Origin of the sequence: Pseudomonas sp. NBRC 111133 (genome assembly GCF_001320605.1) — a bacterium.
In the GTDB taxonomy this organism is placed as follows: domain Bacteria; phylum Pseudomonadota; class Gammaproteobacteria; order Pseudomonadales; family Pseudomonadaceae; genus Aquipseudomonas; species Aquipseudomonas monteilii.
Map to the genome: position 1 here is coordinate 47,847 of NZ_BCBJ01000026.1, position 16,460 is coordinate 64,306.

The 16,460-nt window shown below is 61.3% G+C and carries 15 protein-coding genes; 8 read left to right on the forward strand and 7 right to left on the reverse strand.

Annotated elements, in window-relative coordinates; all coding sequences use genetic code 11:
* Nucleotides 1–5: 5 nt before the first annotated feature.
* Both APH36_RS05405 and APH36_RS05410 read right to left on the reverse strand, forming a co-directional pair.
* Nucleotides 6–395 (reverse strand): helix-turn-helix domain-containing protein, encoded by a 390-nt coding sequence (locus tag APH36_RS05405; RefSeq protein WP_060497799.1) that lies wholly within the window; start codon nt 393–395, stop codon nt 6–8.
* Nucleotides 396–513: 118 nt separating this feature from the next.
* Nucleotides 514–945, reverse strand: coding sequence for a GNAT family N-acetyltransferase (locus tag APH36_RS05410; protein ID WP_060497800.1), 432 nt, complete (start codon nt 943–945; stop codon nt 514–516).
* A gap of 212 nt (nt 946–1,157) precedes the next feature.
* Between APH36_RS05410 and APH36_RS05415 the strand changes: the two genes are divergently transcribed.
* Nucleotides 1,158–2,774, forward strand: coding sequence for an inorganic phosphate transporter (locus APH36_RS05415; protein ID WP_060497801.1), 1,617 nt, complete (start codon nt 1,158–1,160; stop codon nt 2,772–2,774).
* Nucleotides 2,775–2,779: 5 nt separating this feature from the next.
* Here the strand turns inward: APH36_RS05415 and APH36_RS05420 are convergent, their stop codons facing one another.
* From APH36_RS05420 to APH36_RS05430, 3 genes are all read right to left on the reverse strand, one after another.
* A complete protein-coding gene (locus APH36_RS05420; protein ID WP_060497802.1) occupies nt 2,780–3,475 on the reverse strand; it encodes a glutathione S-transferase N-terminal domain-containing protein in 696 nt (231 codons plus the stop codon).
* A 251-nt stretch (nt 3,476–3,726) separates the two neighbouring features.
* Nucleotides 3,727–4,224, reverse strand: a complete 498-nt coding sequence (locus APH36_RS05425; protein ID WP_060497803.1) for a PaaI family thioesterase — start codon at nt 4,222–4,224, stop codon at nt 3,727–3,729.
* Between the two features lie 58 nt (nt 4,225–4,282).
* Nucleotides 4,283–5,665 carry an amino acid permease gene (locus tag APH36_RS05430; RefSeq protein ID WP_060497804.1) on the reverse strand — a complete coding sequence of 461 codons (1,383 nt, stop codon included), beginning with the start codon at nt 5,663–5,665 and terminating at the stop codon, nt 4,283–4,285.
* Between the two features lie 256 nt (nt 5,666–5,921).
* Here APH36_RS05430 and gcvA point away from each other — a divergent pair, with 256 nt between their 5' ends.
* Both gcvA and APH36_RS05440 read left to right on the forward strand, forming a co-directional pair.
* The gene (gene gcvA / locus APH36_RS05435) at nt 5,922–6,818 is read left to right on the forward strand and encodes a transcriptional regulator GcvA (RefSeq protein ID WP_060497805.1); all 897 of its coding nucleotides are present in this window, start codon (nt 5,922–5,924) and stop codon (nt 6,816–6,818) included.
* 151 nt (nt 6,819–6,969) lie between these two features.
* Nucleotides 6,970–8,220, forward strand: coding sequence for an aspartate aminotransferase family protein (locus APH36_RS05440; protein WP_060497806.1), 1,251 nt, complete (start codon nt 6,970–6,972; stop codon nt 8,218–8,220).
* Between the two features lie 3 nt (nt 8,221–8,223).
* Here the strand turns inward: APH36_RS05440 and APH36_RS05445 are convergent, their stop codons facing one another.
* Nucleotides 8,224–8,526 (reverse strand): hypothetical protein, encoded by a 303-nt coding sequence (locus tag APH36_RS05445; RefSeq protein WP_060497807.1) that lies wholly within the window; start codon nt 8,524–8,526, stop codon nt 8,224–8,226.
* 140 nt (nt 8,527–8,666) lie between these two features.
* Here APH36_RS05445 and APH36_RS05450 point away from each other — a divergent pair, with 140 nt between their 5' ends.
* Together APH36_RS05450 and fusA are read left to right on the forward strand one after the other, a co-directional pair.
* Nucleotides 8,667–9,092, forward strand: coding sequence for a hypothetical protein (locus APH36_RS05450; RefSeq protein WP_060497808.1), 426 nt, complete (start codon nt 8,667–8,669; stop codon nt 9,090–9,092).
* A 73-nt stretch (nt 9,093–9,165) separates the two neighbouring features.
* A complete protein-coding gene (gene fusA, locus APH36_RS05455; protein ID WP_060497809.1) occupies nt 9,166–11,277 on the forward strand; it encodes an elongation factor G in 2,112 nt (703 codons plus the stop codon).
* 49 nt (nt 11,278–11,326) lie between these two features.
* On the opposite strand, the gene APH36_RS05460 is transcribed toward fusA, so the two are convergent.
* Nucleotides 11,327–12,769, reverse strand: coding sequence for a SulP family inorganic anion transporter (locus tag APH36_RS05460; RefSeq protein WP_060497810.1), 1,443 nt, complete (start codon nt 12,767–12,769; stop codon nt 11,327–11,329).
* A 318-nt stretch (nt 12,770–13,087) separates the two neighbouring features.
* Here APH36_RS05460 and APH36_RS05465 point away from each other — a divergent pair, with 318 nt between their 5' ends.
* The 3 genes from APH36_RS05465 (at nt 13,088) to APH36_RS05475 (ending at nt 16,171) form a co-directional block, all read left to right on the forward strand.
* Entirely contained in the window at nt 13,088–13,822 is a 735-nt protein-coding gene (locus APH36_RS05465) for a secretin N-terminal domain-containing protein (protein WP_060497832.1), read from the forward strand.
* Between the two features lie 493 nt (nt 13,823–14,315).
* Entirely contained in the window at nt 14,316–15,641 is a 1,326-nt protein-coding gene (aceA, locus tag APH36_RS05470) for an isocitrate lyase (protein WP_016711593.1), read from the forward strand.
* A gap of 224 nt (nt 15,642–15,865) precedes the next feature.
* Complete coding sequence (locus APH36_RS05475; protein ID WP_177337084.1) at nt 15,866–16,171, forward strand: hypothetical protein; 306 nt, start codon at nt 15,866–15,868, stop codon at nt 16,169–16,171.
* Nucleotides 16,172–16,460 lie beyond the last annotated feature (289 nt).

Sequence of the window (16,460 nt, forward strand, 5' to 3'; positions counted from 1 at the left end):
TGGGCCTAACGCATTGATTCCGTCAGAAACACCTGATGCTTAACGGGCAGAGGCCTCGCTGTTTTCCGGGGTTTCCCGTTGCTGGACAAACGCCCCAACAGGTGCCAAATCGCCGCCTGATCCTCGAACGGCAGTTGGCGGAATGCCTCCAGCAAACCGGGCTCATCCGTACTCAAACCTTCGAGCGGTACAGGGGTGCGTGTACCGCAAAGCACATACAGCGCATCCACCCCCCTGACAGCCAACGCGGCCAGGTAATCGATCCGAGGGGTACGCTCACCGCTTTCATACTTGCCCTGAGCATTGGGCTCGACACCGCCGATATCGCCAAAAACTCGCTGGGTCATGCCCAGTCGTTCGCGCTCTTCCCGCAGCCGCGGACCGATTCCATTCATTGGAGTTTCTCCTCTTCCTTGATATCCCTGGTGCCCGGCCCACCCTCTGCAGACAGCCCTAGGCACGTGGATCCACTATGCACATGCTCTTGGACCGCGACAAGCCATCATTGGGCCATTAGTTGATGGCGCGCTGCATACGCACAAAGCAATCGTCTTTTCCCATTTCAACGAAACCGTGGCGCTGATACAGCTGACGGGCCGGGTTGCTGCGAAACACCATTAGCCGCAGCAGCGGCAGGCGCCGCTGCCTGGCCCAGAGCGCCAACTGCTCCAATACCCAGCTGCCGACCCCGCGCCCACGGTGCTCGGGCAACAGGTGCAACTCGCGGATGAACAACGCCTGGCGGTCATGGCTGAGGCTGCAGAAACCCAATAGGGTGTCGCCTTCGGTCACCAGCCACTGCTCGCGCCAGCCCCAGGCCTCGTCGAAGGCTTCTTCGATCCACAACAGGTCGTATTCGCGGTAGTACGGCAACATCGCGCGGCGCGTGAGGTCGCGGGCGAAGGTGCAGTGGCGGTCGCTGGCGGGGGTTAACTGTAAAGGCATCGCATTTCGCTCATCGGGGATGACACACGGTCGCACAAACACCGCCCCTGCGGATACGCATCGCGTTTTTTCGTAGCGAATCGTCGCACGACCCTGCCATTACCGTTTGTCTTGAGACTAGACAATTCATTGATCGAGGTCACGGCCGGGTTACGAATTGTTTCTATGCTCAAGGCCTTCGGCACCCACGCCCAACGCCAACCGGAGCACCCATGGCAACCCCGCCACTGGCCAGCCAGCCGCAACTGGCCCAGCGCGACTCCCGCCTGCAGCTTGCCCACACGCCAGGGCGCGCCACCCTCGTGTTGTTCTTCGGCCTGCTACTGGCCGGCATTGCCTATACCGTCTGGAGCCTGAAACAGGATGTGACGGCCAGCGGCACGGTGATCACCACGGTCACACCGTTCCTTCTACTGGGCCTGGCGCTGCTGATTGCCCTGGGCTTTGAATTCGTCAATGGCTTTCATGACACCGCCAATGCCGTCGCCACGGTCATCTACACCCACTCGCTGCCGGCACCGGTGGCGGTTGTCTGGTCCGGGTTTTGCAACTTCCTTGGCGTGTTGCTTTCCAGCGGCGCGGTGGCGTTCGGCATCATTGCCCTGCTGCCGGTGGAGCTGATTTTGCAGGTCGGCTCCTCGGCCGGCTTTGCCATGGTCTTCGCCCTGCTGCTGGCAGCCATCATCTGGAACCTCGGCACCTGGTGGCTGGGCCTGCCGGCATCGTCCTCCCACACGCTGATCGGCTCGATCATCGGCGTGGGTGTGGCCAACGCGCTGATGCATGGGCGTGACGGCACCAGTGGCGTGGACTGGGCCCAAGCCAGCAAAGTCGGCTATGCCTTGCTGTTCTCACCCCTGATCGGCTTTGCCTGCGCGGCCTTGTTGCTGGTGGCGTTGCGTGCACTGGTCAAGCGCAAGGACCTGTATCAGGCGCCGGAAGGCCGCACCCTCCCTCCGTGGTGGATCCGCAGCGTCCTGATCCTCACCTGCACCGGCGTATCCTTTGCCCATGGCTCCAACGACGGCCAAAAAGGCATGGGCCTGATCATGCTGATCCTGGTCGGCACCCTGCCCATGGCCTATGCCCTGAACAAGACCATGCCCAACGAACAGGCTTTGCAGTTTTCGGCCATCGCCGAAGTAACCCGCCAGGCGCTGGTGCGCAGCCACCCGCAAGCGGCCCCGGCCGACCCACGCCAGGTACTGACCTTGTTCATTGCCGAGCCCACGGCCAGCCCGCAACTGGTACCGGCACTCGCGGCGCTGACCGGGATGATCGGCGACCAGGTCAAAGGCTATGGCTCGCTCAAGCGCGTGCCGGCCGAAGCCATGGCCAATGTGCGCAACGACATGTACCTGACCAGCGAAGCCATTCGCCTGATCGAAAAAAAACACCTGGTGGCATTCGATGCTGACACCCGAAGCCATGTAGAACTGTTCAAGGCACAGCTGGACGATGCCACCCGCTACATTCCACTGTGGGTGAAGGTGGTCGTGGCCATCGCGCTGGGGCTGGGCACCATGGTTGGCTGGCGGCGTATCGTGGTGACGGTGGGCGAGAAGATCGGTAAGGCCCACCTGAGCTATGCCCAGGGCGCCTCGGCTGAAGTGGTTGCGATGTGCACCATCGGCGCGGCGGACATGTTCGGGTTGCCGGTTTCGACCACCCATGTGCTGAGCTCTGGTGTAGCCGGCACCATGGTCGCCAACGGCTCAGGCATTCAGAAACGCACACTGATCAACCTGCTGATGGCCTGGGTGCTGACCCTGCCGGCAGCCATGGTGCTGGCAGGGTCGTTGTACTGGTTGTTGAACCAGGTCTTCTAGGTCTGTCAGGCGGGAATCTTCAGGCCGCGCTGCACGGCTGGCCGTTCAAGGAAGGCCGCCAGTACCCGTTGCACTTCCTTGAACTGATCAAAGCCTACCAACTCCCGCGCGTTGTAACGCTCCACCAGGTTGCGTACCCACGGGAAGATGGCGATGTCGGCGATGCTGTATTCGTCAACCATCCACTTCCGCCCTTTCAGGTGCCGATCCAGCACACCCAGCAGCCGTTTGGACTCGTTGACATAGCGATCACGCGGACGCTTGTCTTCATATTCCTTGCCAGCAAAGAAGTGGAAAAAGCCGACCTGGCCGAACATCGGCCCGATGCCGCCCATCTGGAACATCAGCCACTGCAGGGTCTGGTAACGCTGGGCAGGGTCCTGGCTGAGCAGTTGGCCGCTTTTCTCCGCCAGGTACTGCAGGATCGCCCCTGACTCGAACAACGGCAGCGGCTGACCACCCGGCCCGTGGGGGTCGAGAATGACCGGGATCTTGTTATTCGCGCTGAGCGAAATGAACTCGGGGCTCAACTGGTCATCGTTGTCAAAACTGACCTTGTGCGCCTCGTAGGCCAGGCCGACTTCTTCGAGCATGATCGACACCTTGACGCCGTTGGGTGTCGGCAGGGAATAGAGCTGCAACCGCTCAGGGTATTTCGCAGGCCATTTGCGAGTAATGGGAAACAAGCTCAAATTAGTCATGGTCGGTCCCTGGGTTCATAGGAAAGAACACTCTATGTTTAACCATGAACGCTGGCTATTGCTGAAACGTTGTTGATCAAGAATGGCGCGGCGTTCAGCCGCGCCTGGTCTAGGCATCAATAGCGTGGTACGACTGACTCTCCAGCGTGGGAAATAATTACCTCTGCTCGAAACGGCTGTAGGCAGATTCAGCTAACCGGTTAGTCGAACTTACCCGCGAGCGGCGCGGAGGCCGCCTCCAGTCTCATGCATCAGAACTTTGCATGTGCCTTGAACTTGAGCTTTTCGGTGTCGACACGCACGAACACCGAGTCGGCGGTCACGGTCAGCACATCGTCGGCCCAGACTTCGCAGATCACCCGGCTCTTGCGCCCCACGTCCCCTTCCACACGCGCCTTGAGCAACAGCTCGACGCCCATGGGCGTGGGTTTCAGGTAGGTCAGGTTGAGCGTACCCGTGACGCAGTCGATGCGCGGCAGGCTGCCCGGCTCGCGGCCTTCATTGCGGTAGTGGTAAGCCATGGCCGTCCAGTTGGAATGACAGTCGACCAGCATCGCCAGCAGGCCGCCGTAAACCAGGCCGGGCCAGCCGATGAAGGTGCTGTCGGGCGCATGGCGGCATATCAGATGAACGTCGTCGGCGTCCCAGTGGCTTTGCAGGTGCAGCCCGCTGGGGTGGGAGCACCCGCAGCCATAACACGTGCCATCGGGTGCCGCGAGGGCCTGGAGGGAAAGGGCTTGATCGTTCATACGCTTCCTGTGCTTATTGAAATGGGGGCGCGCAACGCCCCCCATTAAAGCAGAAACATCAGGCCGTCTGGGCAACCACCTTGGCACGCCGCTGGGTCAGCGAAACCAGCAGGATGAACAGGGTTACGCCAGCAGTCATCAGGGTTTCGTAGCGGTAGGCATCGCTGAACAGCATGTAGCCCAGCACCATGACGATGGTGCCGATCACCAGCCAGGTCAGCCACGGGAACAGCCACATCTTCAGTTCCAGCGGACGCCCTTCACGCTCGGCACGGGCACGCATGCGCAGTTGCGACACGGCAATCACCAGGTACACCAGCAAGGCAATGGCGCCGGTGGTGGACAGCAGGAAGCCGAACACCTTGCCTGGGAACACATAGTTGACGAAGCAACCGGCAAAGCCTGCCAGGGTAGAGAAGATCACCGCCACGGTCGGTACGCCGGAGCCGGAGATGCGCTTGGTAACGCTCAGAGCCTGACCACGGGCACCCAGCGAATAGAGCATGCGCGACGCGGTATACAGCCCCGAGTTCATGCAACTGGTCACCGCTACCAGCACCACCAGGTCAACCAGCAGTTTGGCACCCGGCACGTTCAGCACCTCCAGTACGCGCTGGAACGAACCGACCGCCTTCAGTTCAGGATCATTCCAGGCCACCAGCGACACCACCAGGAAAATCGACGCCAGATAGAAGATGGCGATGCGGTACACCACCAGGTTGGTGGCACGGCGGATCTTGTCTTTCGGGTTGGCGGTTTCGTCAGCGGCAATGGTGACGATTTCGGCACCGAAGAACGAGAAGATGGTGATCAGTACACCACCCAGCACGGTCCCGAAGCCGTTGGGCATGAAGCCGCCGTTGTCCCACAGTCGGCTGACCCCGGACACTTCGGCCAGCGGCCAGAAGCCGAACACGGCCAAGGTGCAGACCACGATGAAGGCAATGATCGCCACCACCTTGACCAGGGCGAACCAGTACTCGAAGGCACCGAAGTTCTTCACGCTGATCAGGTTGGTGCACGACAGCACCAGCATGATGAGGAAGGCGAACAGCCACGATGGCACCCAAGGGAAGTAGGCATGCAGGATGTCCGCACCGGCAATGGCCTCGACCGGAATGATCAGCACCCAGAACCACCAGTACAGCCAACCGATGGTAAAGCCCGCCCATGGGCCAATGGCTTCTGAGGCATAGGTGGAAAACGAGCCACTGTTGGGGTTGGCGATGGCCATTTCGCCCAGCATGCGCATCACCAGCAAGACCAGCAGGCCGGTCATGGCGTAGGAGATCAGGATGGCCGGGCCGGCGGTGGCGATGGCGTTGGAGGAGCCGATGAACAGCCCGGCGCCGATGATGCCCGCAATGGAAATCATGGAAACCTGACGGGAGGTCAGGCCGTGTTGCAGGGAACGCTGTTTCTTGTTGTCTTGCGAAGCCATGAAGAACCCTCTAATGGGTCGGCCGCAGCGAGGCGGCTGAAGGTCGGAGCAGAATTCTTTTAAATTTCTGATAGTCGTTGTTGTTGTTTTTGCAGATGCCGGAAGCGGGTACTGACCTCCTCTTCGCATGACCGGTTGTAATCGTTGATCCAGGTCAGTATTAATCTATAGGCCGGGGTCAACAAACGACCTTTTCGAACCACATGATTCCGCTTTGGAATGAACTTCTTCCTTTTTTGCTCGGTATTTGCCCGTCATGTCCAAACGCCTGATGCCTTCGACCACCGCCCTTCAGTGCTTCGAAGCGGCCGCCCGCCACCTCAGCTTCACCCGCGCGGCGCAGGAACTGCACCTGACCCAGAGCGCCGTCAGCAAGCAGGTGGCGCAGCTTGAGGACATGCTCTCGCACTCGCTGTTCCAGCGCATTCGCCGCCGCCTGCACCTGACCCCGGCCGGCGCGCTGTACCTCACCGAAGTGAACAAGATCCTCACCCAGATCGACATTTCCAGCCGCTACATCCTCAGCTACGGCGATGAAACCGAAGTGCTGCGCATCGCCACCCAACCCACCTTCGGCGCCCGCTGGCTGGTGCCCAGACTCAAGGGTTTTGGCGACCGCTACCCACGCATCCACCTGGACGTGCGCAACGAACTGGAGCCCTTCGACCTGGTACAGGCCAAGGCAGACATCGCGTTTTTCTTCGGCCAGGGCACCTGGCCCGGGGCAACCTGCATCGAGCTGTTCAGCGAAGAAGTGGTGCCGGTGTGCAGCCCGCAGCTGCTGGCCAATCACCGCTTCGACAGTGCCCAGACGTTGACCGAGCACCGGCTGCTGCAATGCGTGTCGCGACCGGAGGCCTGGCACGAATGGTTTCTGGGGCTGGGGCTGCATAGCCAGAACAGCTACCACGGGCCGCGTTTCGACACGTTCTACCTGTGCATTCGCGCAGCAATTTCAGGCTGCGGTATCGCCCTGATTCCGCGCTACCTGGTGGCAGAGGAACTGAGCGAGGGCAAGCTGGTTGTGGCCTGGGACCACCCGGTGGCGAGCAATGGCCGGCACTTCATCGCCCATGCCGAGCACGCGGCCGAAGTGCCCAAGATCCGGGCCTTTGTGCAGTGGATTCGGGAGCGGGTGGCTGAGGGGGATTGATGACTCTTGCCGGCGATAGGGCCGGAATGGCAGATGCAAAAACCAGCCAGATCACGAATCCACGGAATGACCGCAATCGAATAATTCGTTTGCGGTATAACCCGCCAACACGCTTGGATAATAAGAAACTCGAACAAGGTCCCGCGTGCCCATGAACCAGGAAAGTATCAGCCAATCCATTGCCATCGTTCACCCGATCACACTTTCCCATGGCCGTAATGCCGAAGTCTGGGACACCGACGGCAAACGTTACATCGACTTCGTCGGTGGTATCGGTGTGCTCAACCTGGGCCACTGCAACCCCGCCGTGGTCGAGGCGATCCAGACCCAGGCCACCCGCCTGACCCACTACGCCTTCAACGCCGCCCCACACGGCCCATACCTGGCACTGATGGACCAACTGAGCGAGTTCGTGCCCGTCAGCTACCCATTGGCCGGCATGCTCACCAACAGCGGTGCGGAAGCGGCCGAAAACGCCCTGAAAGTTGCCCGCGGCGCCACCGGCAAGCGGGCCATCATCGCCTTCGACGGCGGCTTCCACGGCCGCACCCTGGCCACCCTGAACCTCAACGGCAAGGTCGCCCCGTACAAACAGCGGGTCGGTGAACTGCCTGGGCCGGTGTACCACCTGCCCTACCCCAGCGCCGACACCGGCGTAACCTGCGAGCAGGCGCTCAAGGCCATGGACCGCCTGTTCAGCGTCGAACTGGCTGTGGAAGACGTGGCAGCGTTCATTTTCGAGCCGGTGCAGGGTGAAGGCGGCTTCCTCGCCCTTGACCCCGCCTTCGCCCAGGCCCTGCGCCGCTTCTGCGACGAGCGCGGCATCCTGATCATCATCGACGAAATCCAGTCGGGCTTCGGCCGCACCGGCCAACGCTTCGCCTTCCCACGCCTTGGCATCGAGCCCGACCTGTTGCTGCTGGCCAAGAGCATTGCCGGCGGTATGCCACTGGGTGCGGTGGTCGGGCGCAAGGAATTGATGGCAGCCCTGCCCAAGGGCGGCCTGGGCGGCACCTATTCGGGCAACCCGGTTGCTTGTGCGGCGGCGCTGGCCAGCCTGGCGCAGATGACCGACGAGAACATCGCCACCTGGGGTGAGCGCCAGGAGCAGGCCATCGTCAGCCGCCACCAGCGCTGGCAGGCCTCAGGCCTGTGCCCGTTCATCGGCCGCCTGACCGGCGTGGGCGCCATGCGTGGCATCGAGTTCGTCAATGCCGATGGCAGCCCGGCGCCGGCACAACTGGCCAAGGTGATGGACGCCGCGCGGGCCAAGGGCTTGTTACTGATGCCCAGCGGCAAGGCACGGCACATCATCCGCCTGTTGGCACCACTGACCATCGAGGCCGAGGTGCTCGAAGAAGGCCTGGATATCCTCGAGCAGTGCCTGGCCGAGCTGAACTGAGGCTTACAGCCCCAGTTCTTGCGGGGTGAGCATGTCGGACTCGAAGGCAATCCAGCCGCCTTCGAGTTCGGCATGGCCGTTGACGATCGGGCCGTAGTAGGTCAGGCCGTTCTCCAGGGTCACGCAAATGTGCGTGGCCGATTTCTCGGGGGCTGCGAGCGTACCGACGAAATGCACTTTCTTCAGGGTTTCGGTCACCGCTTCCAGGCCAACGCGCATGTTGGGGTTTTCCGAGGCCTCGGCATCGCCGCCACGGTCTTCGGCGCTGATGGTCACGGTGGCGATGTACGGGTACTTGGTGCTCAAGCGGGGTTACCTCAGTGGGTGTTTAGGCGTATGGGCGCGTAGAGTACGGCAGGCGGTCCCGGTTGTCTCTACAGGTGATCTGAATGCCCCGATCTGTTAGGGTGCCCGCCGATGCACGCCACACCACACGAGGATCCCGAGTGAGCGCCGAAGAACCCCTGATCGCCGACCTGTTCGATGTCGACAAACGCCTGTCCCTCAAGCCCGTCGTGGACTTCAACAGCTACCTGCGCAATGCCTTCGGCGAAGGCCCGTGCCGCTGCCACCGTTGCGCCGAAGGTGGCGACGAGAGCACCTACAGTCACACCCACAGCTTCACCTTCGACGGCCGCCAATGGCACCGCCGCTTCGCCAGCACCTCGGGTAGCGATGTTGCCCAAGCGCTGAAAAAGGCCTGGCTGTCGTACACAAAAGCCGACCTCAACCTGGTCGGCGCGCTGGACCTGACCACCCTCAAAACCTTCACCGAGGCCGCCCTGCACCCGCGCCTGCTGGCCCTGCTGCCAGCCAGCGGCCTGGCCCGTGAAGTGGATGGCCAGTGGATGCTGCAAGCCCAAGCCGACTGACGGCCCGGCGGCAGGGCAGGATTCCACCGGTCTGCTACCGTGGTGGAATCCGCCCATCCGCAGGTAGTCCGCCATGGCCCGCACAACGCCCATCGAGCTGTACCGCAATATTGGCATCGTCGCACACGTCGACGCCGGCAAAACCACCACTACCGAGCGGATCCTGTTCTACACCGGGGTCAACCACAAGATGGGCGAGGTGCACGATGGCGCCGCAACCATGGACTGGATGGCCCAGGAGCAGGAGCGCGGCATCACCATCACCTCGGCGGCGACCACGGCGTTCTGGCAAGGCTCGACCAAACAGTTCGCGCACAAGTACCGCTTCAACATCATCGACACCCCCGGCCACGTCGACTTCACCATCGAGGTGGAGCGTTCGTTGCGCGTGCTCGATGGCGCGGTGGTGGTGTTCAGCGGCGCTGACGGGGTGGAGCCACAGTCCGAGACGGTCTGGCGCCAGGCCAACAAATACCATGTGCCACGCCTGGCCTACATCAACAAGATGGACCGCCAGGGCGCCGACTTCCTGCGCGTGGTCAAACAGATCGACCAGCGCCTGGGGCACCATCCGGTACCCATCCAGCTGGCCATCGGCAGCGAAGAAAACTTCGTCGGCCAAATCGACCTCGTGAAAATGAAGGCCATCTACTGGAACGATGCCGACCAGGGCACCAGCTACCGCGAAGAACCCATTCCCGCAGAACTGCAGGCGCTGGCCGACGAATGGCGTGCGCATATGATCGAGGCTGCAGCCGAGGCCAGCGATGAGCTGACCATGAAGTTTCTCGAAGGCGAGGAATTGAGTGTCGACGAGATCAAGGCTGCGCTGCGCCAACGTACCATCGCCAACGAAATTGTACCGACCATCCTCGGCTCCTCGTTCAAGAACAAAGGCGTGCCGCTGATGCTCGACGCGGTGATCGACTACCTGCCGGCCCCGTCGGAAATCCCGGCGATCAGGGGCACCGACCCCGACGACGAAGAGAAGCACCTGGAGCGCCACGCCGACGACAAAGAACCGTTCTCGGCCCTGGCCTTCAAGATCGCCACCGACCCCTTCGTCGGCACCCTCACCTTTGCCCGGGTGTATTCCGGCGTGCTCAGCTCGGGCAACGCGGTACTCAACTCGGTCAAGGGCAAGAAGGAACGCATCGGCCGCATGGTGCAGATGCACGCCAACCAGCGCGCAGAGATCAAAGACGTGTGCGCCGGCGACATCGCCGCGCTGATCGGCATGAAGGACGTGACCACCGGCGACACCCTGTGCGACATGGACAAGCCAATCATCCTTGAGCGCATGGACTTCCCCGACCCGGTGATTTCCGTGGCCGTCGAGCCGAAGACCAAGGCCGACCAGGAAAAAATGGGCATCGCCCTGGGCAAGTTGGCCCAGGAAGACCCGTCATTCCGCGTACGCACCGACGAAGAAACCGGCCAGACCATCATCTCTGGCATGGGCGAGTTGCACCTGGACATCATCGTCGACCGCATGCGCCGCGAGTTCAATGTCGAGGCCAACATCGGCAAGCCGCAGGTGGCCTACCGCGAAAAAATCCGCAATACCTGCGAGATCGAGGGGCGTTTCGTCCGCCAGTCCGGCGGCCGTGGCCAGTATGGCCACTGCTGGATCCGCTTCGCCCCCGGCGACGAAGGCAAGGAAGGCCTGGAGTTCATCAACGAGATCGTCGGTGGCGTGGTACCACGCGAGTACATTCCGGCGATCCAGAAAGGCATCGAGGAACAAATGAAGAACGGCGTGCTTGCCGGTTACCCGCTGATCAACCTCAAAGCCGCGGTGTTCGACGGCTCTTACCACGACGTTGACTCCAACGAAATGGCCTACAAGATCGCTGCGTCGATGGCCACCAAACAGCTCTCGCAGAAAGGTGGCGCGGTGCTGCTGGAGCCGGTGATGAAGGTGGAGGTGGTGACGCCGGAGGAGTACCAGGGCGACATTCTGGGTGACCTGAGCCGGCGCCGCGGGATGATTCAGGACGGTGACGAAACGCCGGCAGGCAAGGTGATCCGTGCCGAGGTGCCGCTGGGCGAAATGTTCGGCTATGCCACCTCGATGCGCTCGATGACCCAGGGCCGGGCGAGCTTTTCGATGGAGTTCACCCGGTATGCCGAGGCACCGGCAAGCATTGCCGATGCCATTGTGAAGAAGAACCGCGGGGAGTGATTGGTTTGCCTGTGCCCGCGAAGAGGCCAGCACAGGCACCCACTCACCTTCAGTGCTGCTCCCCCGCCCGCCTCAACAGCTTCTTGCAGCGCTCCGACAAGTGCACCACGCGCAACTGCTTGCCCGCCTTGGCATACCGCTCACGCAGGGTCTTCAATGCCGCAATCGCCGAGTAATCGACAAAGCTCAGATGCTGGCAATCCAGCGTAACCTGAGCAGGGTCGCTGGCCGTATCGAACTGATTGAGGAACGAGGTGGTAGAGGCAAAGAACAGCGTGCCATGTACCTGATAATGCTTGCCGCCCTGCGCATCCTCATGGCAGTCCGCATACAACTCCCGCGCATGCTGCCAGGCAAAATTAAGGGCCGCAATGATGATGCCGAACAGCACCGCCATGGCCAGGTCGGTAAACACTGTCACGACAGTGACCGCAATGATCGCCAGCACATCGTTCACCGGTACTTTGTTAAGCACCCGCAGCGACGCCCAGGCAAAGGTCTGCTGGGCCACCACGAACATCACCCCCACCAGTGCCGCCAGCGGAATGCGCTCGATCAGCGGTGACAGGAACAACACGAACAGCAAGATCATTACCCCGGCCACCACTCCCGACAGCCGGCCGCGGCCATTGGAGCTGAGGTTGATCACCGTCTGCCCGATCATCGCGCAGCCACCCATGCCGCCGCACAGGCCCGAGATCATGTTAGCCGCGCCCAACGCCACGCACTCGCGGTCCGGGAAACCTCGGCTCTCGGTGATTTCATCGGTCAGGTTGAGGGTTAGCAGGGTTTCCAGCAGGCCGACCATGGCCATCAGCACCGCGTAGGGGGCGATGATCTTCAGGGTTTCCAGGTTCCAGAGCACATCCGGCAGCGCCAGCCCTGGCAGGCCACCCGCGATGTGCGCCATGTCACCCAGGGTGCGGGTGGGCAGCCCTAGCAGGTACACCAGCAGGCCAACACCCAGGATCGCCACCAGCGCTGGCGGAACTGCGCGGGTCAGCTTCGGCAGCACATAAACCACCGCCATGGTCAGCGCTACCAGGCCGATCATCAGGTACAGCGGCGCACCACTGAGCCAGTGCTCACCGTCCTTGAAATGCTCAAGCTGAGCCATGGCGATGACGATGGCCAAACCGTTCACAAAGCCAAGCATCACCGGGTACGGCACCAGGCGCACCAGTTTGCCCAAGCGCAGCAGACCAAACAGGATCATCACCACACCGCCCAGCAACACCGTTGCCAGCAGGTACTGCACGCCGTGCTGCACCACCAGCGCGACGATCACCACGGCCATTGAGCCAGCGGCGCCGGAGATCATCCCGGGCCGACCGCCGAACAGCGCAGTCAGGGTACAGATGATGAATGCGCCATACAGGCCCATCAAGGGGTTGAGGTGAGCCACCAGGGCAAAGGCGATGCACTCGGGCACCAGGGCGAACGAGGTGGTGAGGCCGGCGAGCAGGTCGGCGCGTAGTCGGGCGGGTTTCATGAGATTCCTGTGGATGGCGAGCACTTGTCTGGAGCACTCCCACAGAGCCACAGGAGCGCCCGAGGCAGCTGGACGGCCTTTAGAACGGGCAAAAAATTGTAGCGGGAATGTTACGTAATTTGTCCGACAGCAGCCACAGCGTGATGTGCGCGGGCTGACCAACCAAGCCTGCATCGTGGAATTATCTGCAATTATCTGGCTGACTATAATTTATAGTTGCCTGGATAAAGCCAGTATAAAAGGCAGGTTTTAATGGGCACCCGGCACAAGCAGGATGCCTTGGCCATTCTGGCGATTCCCCCTGCGGAGATCATGGACATGCCGCTACGCCCCCTTTTCACCACCCTGCTGCTAGTTACCAGCCTCGTCGCCCAGGCCGCCACCGAGGTGGTGCCGCTGCAGCACCGCGCCAGCGCCGAACTGCTGCCTGCGGCGCAGGCATTCATCGGCAAGGACGGCACAGTCAGCGCCTTCGAGAACAAGCTGATCGTCAACGCCAGCCCCAAGCGCATCGACGACCTGCGTGCCCTGCTGCAACAACTCGACACCGCCCCCAAACGCCTGCTGATTAGCGTCGACAACAACGACAGCAACTTCCAGGACAACCGTGGCAATGCCCGTGTTATCCACTACGGCACCAGCAACCGTGACGGCGGCATGCAACAGATCCAGGCCAGCGAAGGCCAGCCGGCGCTGATCCAGGTTGGCCAGAGCATCCCGATCACCAGCACCAGTACCGACGGCTACGGGCGCCTGCAGAGCAACACCGAATACCGCAACGTGACCCAGGGTTTCTACGTTACGCCAAGCCTGAGCGGCGATACGGTTCGTCTGCAAATAAGCACCAATAATGACCGCATCAGCCATGAACGTGCAGATGTAGTGAAAGTGCAAAGTACCGACACGACCGTCACTGGCAAGCTCGGCGAATGGATCACCCTGGCAGGCTACAACCAGCAGAGCCAAGCCGACCGCAGCACGTCAAGCCGCAGTTACAGCACCCAGCGGGGTGAAAACATGACTTTGCGTGTCAAAGTCGACCTTCTCGACTGATCCCAGGCAATTCAAGGCCTCGACCAAAGGCCTTGAAACTGACTGCCAAGTCGCATTAGACCAAAGATGTAGTAAGTGAAATATTCCACTACAAAACATTTGACATGCCCTTTTTCCCAAGGGCATGATGGCCTCGCTCCCGCTAATCAGGGGCCCTGGCAAGGGCCTTCGAGGCGTACTCCTCCCACCCCTGGAGGCGCCTCGTGTCTATACGGCCCACAAGGCGGTTCGACGGGATTGCGACTGCAACGAAGAAGTTGTCCCGAGGGACGGAAGCGCATCACCGCAGTACTGGCAATCGCGTAGCACCGCAGCAAGGCAACCACGAGCCGACCTGCCGGAGCACACCTTCGCCTGGCCTGCCCACCCTTCCCCCTTCGAGCCTTCGCGTTCGCCGCCGCACTCTCTAGAACAGGACAGCCGCCAGGCACCCTGATCTGCACCCGGGCATCAGCACAATTAACCCAAGATCGATGCGACGAGGTTTATTTCCATGGCACTGACACGCGAACAGCAAATTGCAGCCCTCGAGAAAGACTGGGCCGAAAACCCGCGCTGGAAAGGCGTGACCCGTACCTACTCCGCCGCCGATGTCGTTCGCCTGCGTGGCTCCATCCAGCCGGAGCACACCTTTGCTCGCCAAGGCGCGGAAAAACTTTGGAAGCTGGTCACCGAAGGTGCCCACCCGTCCTTCCGCCCAGAAAAAGATTTCGTGAACTGCATGGGCGCCCTCACCGGCGGCCAGGCAGTGCAACAGGTAAAAGCCGGCATCCAGGCCATCTACCTGTCCGGCTGGCAAGTAGCCGCCGACAACAACTCGGCCGAGTCCATGTATCCTGACCAGTCGCTGTACCCGGTCGATTCGGTACCGACCGTGGTCAAGCGCATCAACAACGCCTTCCGCCGCGCCGATCAGATCCAGTGGAAAGCCGGCAAGAACCCGGGCGACGATGGCTACATCGACTACTTCGCGCCCATCGTGGCTGACGCCGAAGCCGGTTTCGGTGGCGTACTGAACGCCTACGAACTGATGAAGAACATGATCGAAGCAGGCGCCGCTGGCGTGCACTTCGAGGACCAGCTGGCCTCGGTCAAAAAATGTGGCCACATGGGTGGCAAGGTACTGGTACCGACCCAGGAAGCCGTACAGAAGCTGGTGGCCGCGCGCCTGGCAGCCGACGTGTCGGGCGTTCCGACCATCATCCTGGCCCGCACCGACGCCAACGCCGCCGACCTGCTGACCAGTGACTGCGACCCGTACGACCAGCCGTTCGTGATCGGCGAGCGTACCCGTGAAGGCTTCTACAAGGTACGCGCCGGCCTCGACCAGGCCATCGCCCGCGGCCTGGCCTATGCGCCGTACGCCGACCTGATCTGGTGCGAAACCGCCAAGCCAGACCTGGACGAAGCCCGCCGCTTCGCCGAAGCGATCAAGAAGGAGTACCCGGACCAGATCCTGTCGTACAACTGCTCGCCGTCCTTCAACTGGAAGAAAAACCTCGACGACGCCACCATTGCCAAGTTCCAGCGCGAGCTGTCGGCCATGGGCTACAAGCACCAGTTCATCACCCTGGCCGGCATTCACAACATGTGGCACGGCATGTTCAACCTGGCGCACGACTACGCCCGCAACGACATGACCGCGTACGTGAAGCTGCAGGAGCAGGAATTCGCGGACGCCAGCAAAGGCTACACCTTCGTGGCGCACCAGCAGGAAGTGGGCACTGGCTACTTCGACGACATGACCACCGTGATTCAGGGTGGCGCATCGTCGGTGACTGCACTGACCGGTTCGACCGAGGAAGAGCAGTTCCACTGATAGTGGGTGGCTGACAGAGGCCCGGGGCTTGCGAAAGCCCCGGGCCTTTCTTTTTCCTGTCCCGCCCCTTTCGCGGGCAAGCCCGCTCCCGCAGGATTACTGCAGCCCTCAAACTGTGCACAGGACCTGTGGGAGCGGGCTTGCCCGCGAAGGGGCCGGAACAGGCTGAAGCAGAACCCAGAATCAGGGCTATGCTTGTGGCAGCACAGCAGCAAGGACCGCCCATGCCTCATCCAAGCCACCTGATGATTCTCGCCCTGGCCGCCGCTGCTCTCTGTATATATGCATTGGCCAGCGGCAACACCGTACTTGCCCTGCTGGCCAAGCCCATCCCGGTGCTGACCCTGATCGCCTGGTTGTGCAGCGCCCCCGCTTCAGCCTATCGCACGTGGATCTCGATCGCTGCCGCGCCCTACCTGATCATCCTTACCTACTGGCTCGACCAGTGGGCGGGCGCGTCATCTGTCGGTCATCGCTCAATCGATAAAGTATTGACCCAGAGCGGTGCGCGCAGCGCCGGAAGCTGCTAGAACAAGAGCCTTTCGCATTTGCAAGTAGGGGGAATCGCCAGATGAACTTTACAAGGCGCAGAACAGCCAAATTAGAAGGTATCAAGATAAATGATATTAATTATCATTTCGAAAATTGCAATTCGTTACCAGTCGCAAGAAACATAATTAACAAAACAGCACGCAATGCCCGAATCTCAAGGCTTTCAGCCAGTTACGAGCGTGTTTTGTTCTTAATCCTACGAATAAATTTGCGACAGAAATTTTACTTGCACCGGGTTTACCCATAAAATCAGCGCGATTGATTCAG